Here is a 3,857-nt window from a genome sequence, read left to right as displayed (position 1 = left end):
CGGCCGCCCCCCCCGCGCCGGCCCCGGCCCCGGCCCCGGCGCCCGCCGTCAGCGCGGCGCCCAAGGCCGAGAAGAAGCCCGAGCCGGTCGAGGCCGAGAAGACCGAGAAGGCCGAGCCGGCGCGCGCCGAGAAGGTCGAGGGCGCCGAGGGCGAGGCGACCGCCGCCGCCAAGAACCAGACCATCCGGGTGAACGTCGACACGCTCGAGCACCTGATGACGATGGTCTCCGAGCTGGTGCTGACCCGCAACCAGCTCCTCGAGATCGCCCGCCGGCACGAGGATTCGAGCTACAAGGTCCCGCTGCAGCGCCTGTCGCACGTCACGGCCGAGCTGCAGGAAGGCGTCATGAAGACGCGCATGCAGCCGATCGGCAACGCGTGGCAGAAGCTGCCGCGCGTGGTGCGCGACCTCTCGGCCGAATTGGGCAAGCAGATCGACCTCGTGATGGTCGGCAACGAGACCGAGCTCGACCGGCAGGTCCTGGAGGTCATCAAGGACCCGCTGACCCACATGGTCCGCAACTCGGCGGATCACGGCCTCGAATCGACCGCCGAGCGCGTGGCGGCGGGCAAGCCCGCCCGCGGAACGATCCGGCTCGCCGCCTACCACGAGGGCGGCACGATCACGATCGAGATCGCCGACGACGGCAAGGGCCTGAACCTCGCGGCCATCCGCAAGAAGGCCGCGGAGCGCGGGCTCGCCTCCCAGGCCGATATCGAGCGGATGACCGACGCCCAGGTCGCCAAGTTCATCTTCCACGCCGGCTTCTCGACGGCGGCGGCGGTGACCTCGGTCTCGGGCCGCGGCGTCGGCATGGACGTGGTCAAGACCAACATCGAGACCATCGGCGGCCTGATCGACATCGCCACCACGGCGGGTCGCGGCACGACCTTCACCATCAAGATTCCGCTGACGCTGGCCATCGTGGCCGCCCTGATCGTCCGGGCCGGCGAGCACCGCTTCGCCCTGCCGCAGGTGGCGGTGCTGGAGCTGGTCCGGGTCGATGCCGGGGCGCAGCGGGTCGAGCACATCAACGGTGCGCCGGTGCTGCGCCTGCGCGAGCGGCTGCTGCCGATCGTCTCGCTCACCGGCCTGCTCGGGCAGTCGAGCCCGGGCGCGGAGACGGACCAGGCCGGCTTCGTGGTGGTCGCCCAGGTCGGGCGCGAGCGCTTCGGCATCCTCGTCGACGAGGTCTTCCACACGGAGGAGATCGTCGTGAAGCCGATGTCGGTGAAGCTGCGGCACATCCCGATGTTTGCCGGCAACACGATCCTCGGCGACGGCGCCGTGGTGCTGATCGTCGACCCGAACGGCGTGGCCCGCCAGGTGGCGCAGGGCGTTCAGGGCAGCGGCGGCCACATCGACGCCGACGCCGACGAGGCGGTCGAGATGGCCGACACCAAGACCACGCTCCTGGTGTTCAAGGGCGGCCAGGGCAGCTTCAAGGCGGTGCCGCTGTCGCTGGTCACCCGCCTCGAGGAGATCGAGTGCGCCAAGGTCGAGTGGCTCGGCGGCCGCGCGCTGATCCAGTACCGCGGGCGCCTGATGCCCCTGGTCCCGGCCGACGCGGCGATCACCATCAAGTCGGAGGGAACGCAGGCCCTGGTGGTGTTCTCCGACGGCGAGCGCGCCATGGGCCTCGTGGTCGACGAGATCGTCGACATCGTCGAGGAGCGCCTCGACATCGAGATCGCGGCGGACCGGTCGGACCTGATCGGCTCGGCGGTGCTGCGGGGCCGGGCGACCGACATCATCAACATCGCCCACTTCCTGCCGCTGGCCTACGACGACTGGGCGCGCGGCCTGAAGCGGCCCGAGCAGATCTCCACGGTCCTGCTGGTCGACGACTCGGCCTTCTTCCGCGACATGCTGAGCCCGGTGCTGAAGGCCGCGGGCTACCAAGTGGTCACGGCGTCGAGCGCCGAGACGGCCCTGTCGACCCTCCAGTCCGATCCGCAGATCGAGGTGGTGGTCACCGACCTGGAGATGCCGGGCCGCAGCGGCTTCGACCTCGTCGCCGCCATGCGGCGGGCCGAGCCGCGCCTCGCCGGGCTCCCGGTGATCGGCCTCACCGGCGCGATCGGCGCCGACGCGGTGGAGAAGGCGCGGGCGCTGGCGATCAGCGACCTCGTGGCGAAGTTCGACCGCAGCGGCCTGATCTCGGCGCTGGCCGAGATCGGCGCCGCCACGGTGTCGAAAGCCGCCTGAGCCGCCGCGCCGCCCGCCCCGGAGCGATCGACCCAGGCCGATCGACCCAGGCTGATCGACCCAGGCTGATCGACCCAAGCCGATCGCGACGATCGCGACGAACGAATCCGGAGAGTTCCGATGCAGGCTGCCAACGCCAACACCAGCGGCGCCCCCACCAGCGGCGCCGAGACTGGCGCCACAGACGACTTCGTCACGGTCTTCGTCGGCGAGACGCTGTTCGGCCTGGCGATCGAGCGGGTCCACGACGTCTTCGTCCCGTCGGGCGTGACGCCGGTTCCCCTGGCGCCGGCCGAGATCGTCGGCCTGCTGAACCTGCGCGGCCGGGTCGTGACGGCCATGAGCCTGCGCCGGCGCCTGGGTCTGCCCGACGCGGAGGCCGAGGCGGACGGCACCAAGGCCAGCCCGAAGATGGCGATCGGCCTGGAGCAGGCCGGCGAGACCTTCGCGCTGGTGGTCGACGGCGTCGGCGAGGTGCTCAAGCTCGGCGCCGACAGCCGCGAGGCGGTGCCGATCAACCTGGATCCGCGCTTCCGCGACCTCGCCACCTGCGTCCACCGCCTCGACGGCCGGCTCCTGGTGATCCTCGACGTGGACGCGCTCCTCGGCTTCACGCCCGCCGGCGCCAAGGCGGCTTGAGGGAGAGGTCGATGAAGGCGCCCCACGAGACCACCTGCCTGGTGGTGGACGATTCCGCGGTGATCCGGAAGGTCGCCCGGCGGATCATCGAGGATCTCGGCATGAATGTCAGCGAGGCCGAGGACGGCAGCGCCGCCCTCGAAGCCTGCGCGGCCAGCATGCCCGACGCGATCCTGCTCGACTGGAACATGCCGAACATGGACGGCTACGCGTTCCTCCAGGCCCTGCGCCAGAGCGAGGGCGGGGGCGCGCCGAAGGTCCTGTTCTGCACCACCGAGAACGACGTCGGGGCGATCGCCCGCGCCCTCCGGGCGGGCGCCGACGAGTACATCATGAAGCCCTTCGACCGCGACATCCTGACGGCCAAGCTCGAACAGGTCGGTCTCGTCGCCGACGCGGCCTGATCGTCCGCTCCCTGACCCGCGGCCCGAGCCCCGCGACCCTGCACCCGAGGCAATCATCATGGCCCTGAGTCCCGCGGTCGCCCCGCTACGCACGCCGCCAACCCAGAGCACGACCTCATCGGCCACGGCGATCCGTGTGCTCGTGGCCGACGACTCGGCCGTGGTGCGGGGCCTCGTGGCCCGCTGGATCGGCGAGGCCGGATTCGAGCTCGTCGGCACGGCCTCCAACGGCCGGATCGCCCTGGAGCTGATGGCCAAGCACGACCCGGACGTGGTCCTGCTCGACATCGAGATGCCGGAGCTCGACGGCACGACCGCGCTGCCGCGCATGCTCGCCATGAGCCCGAGCGTGCAGGTCGTGATGATGTCGACCCTGACGACGCGCAACGCCGATATCTCGCTGAAATGCCTCGCTCTCGGCGCGGTGGACTACATCGCCAAGCCGGAGAGCAGCCGCGGCGTCACCACCTCGGACACGTTCCGGGTCGAGCTGATCGAGCGCGTCCGCGTGTTCGGCTCCGCCCGCGCGCGTGGCCGGCGCCCGGCCGCCGCGTCCGTCGGCCACGCGCCGGGGCACCACGCCGCGCCGGCGGCCGCACCGGCC

4 protein-coding genes are annotated in these 3,857 nt (G+C 71.5%); all 4 read left to right on the top strand.

The genetic code is table 11. The annotated features are described in order from the left end of the window. Positions 1-2,210, top strand: a 2,210-nt coding sequence (locus ACLBYE_RS29890) for a hybrid sensor histidine kinase/response regulator (protein ID WP_447696935.1), incomplete at its 5' end; no start/stop codon positions are given. A 120-nt stretch (positions 2,211-2,330) separates the two neighbouring features. After that, a complete protein-coding gene (locus tag ACLBYE_RS29885) occupies positions 2,331-2,849 on the top strand; it encodes a chemotaxis protein CheW (protein WP_103986159.1) in 519 nt (172 codons plus the stop codon). Positions 2,850-2,860: 11 nt separating this feature from the next. Then, a complete protein-coding gene (locus tag ACLBYE_RS29880; RefSeq protein WP_012320961.1) occupies positions 2,861-3,253 on the top strand; it encodes a response regulator in 393 nt (130 codons plus the stop codon). Between the two features lie 58 nt (positions 3,254-3,311). Next, on the top strand, positions 3,312-3,857 hold a 546-nt coding region (locus tag ACLBYE_RS29875; protein ID WP_447696934.1), incomplete at its 3' end, for a response regulator.

The sequence above is a fragment of the Methylobacterium sp. A52T genome (assembly GCF_053346095.1).
The sequence above is the reverse complement of the archived record's forward strand: the minus strand, read 5'-3'. Positions and strand labels throughout refer to the sequence as shown.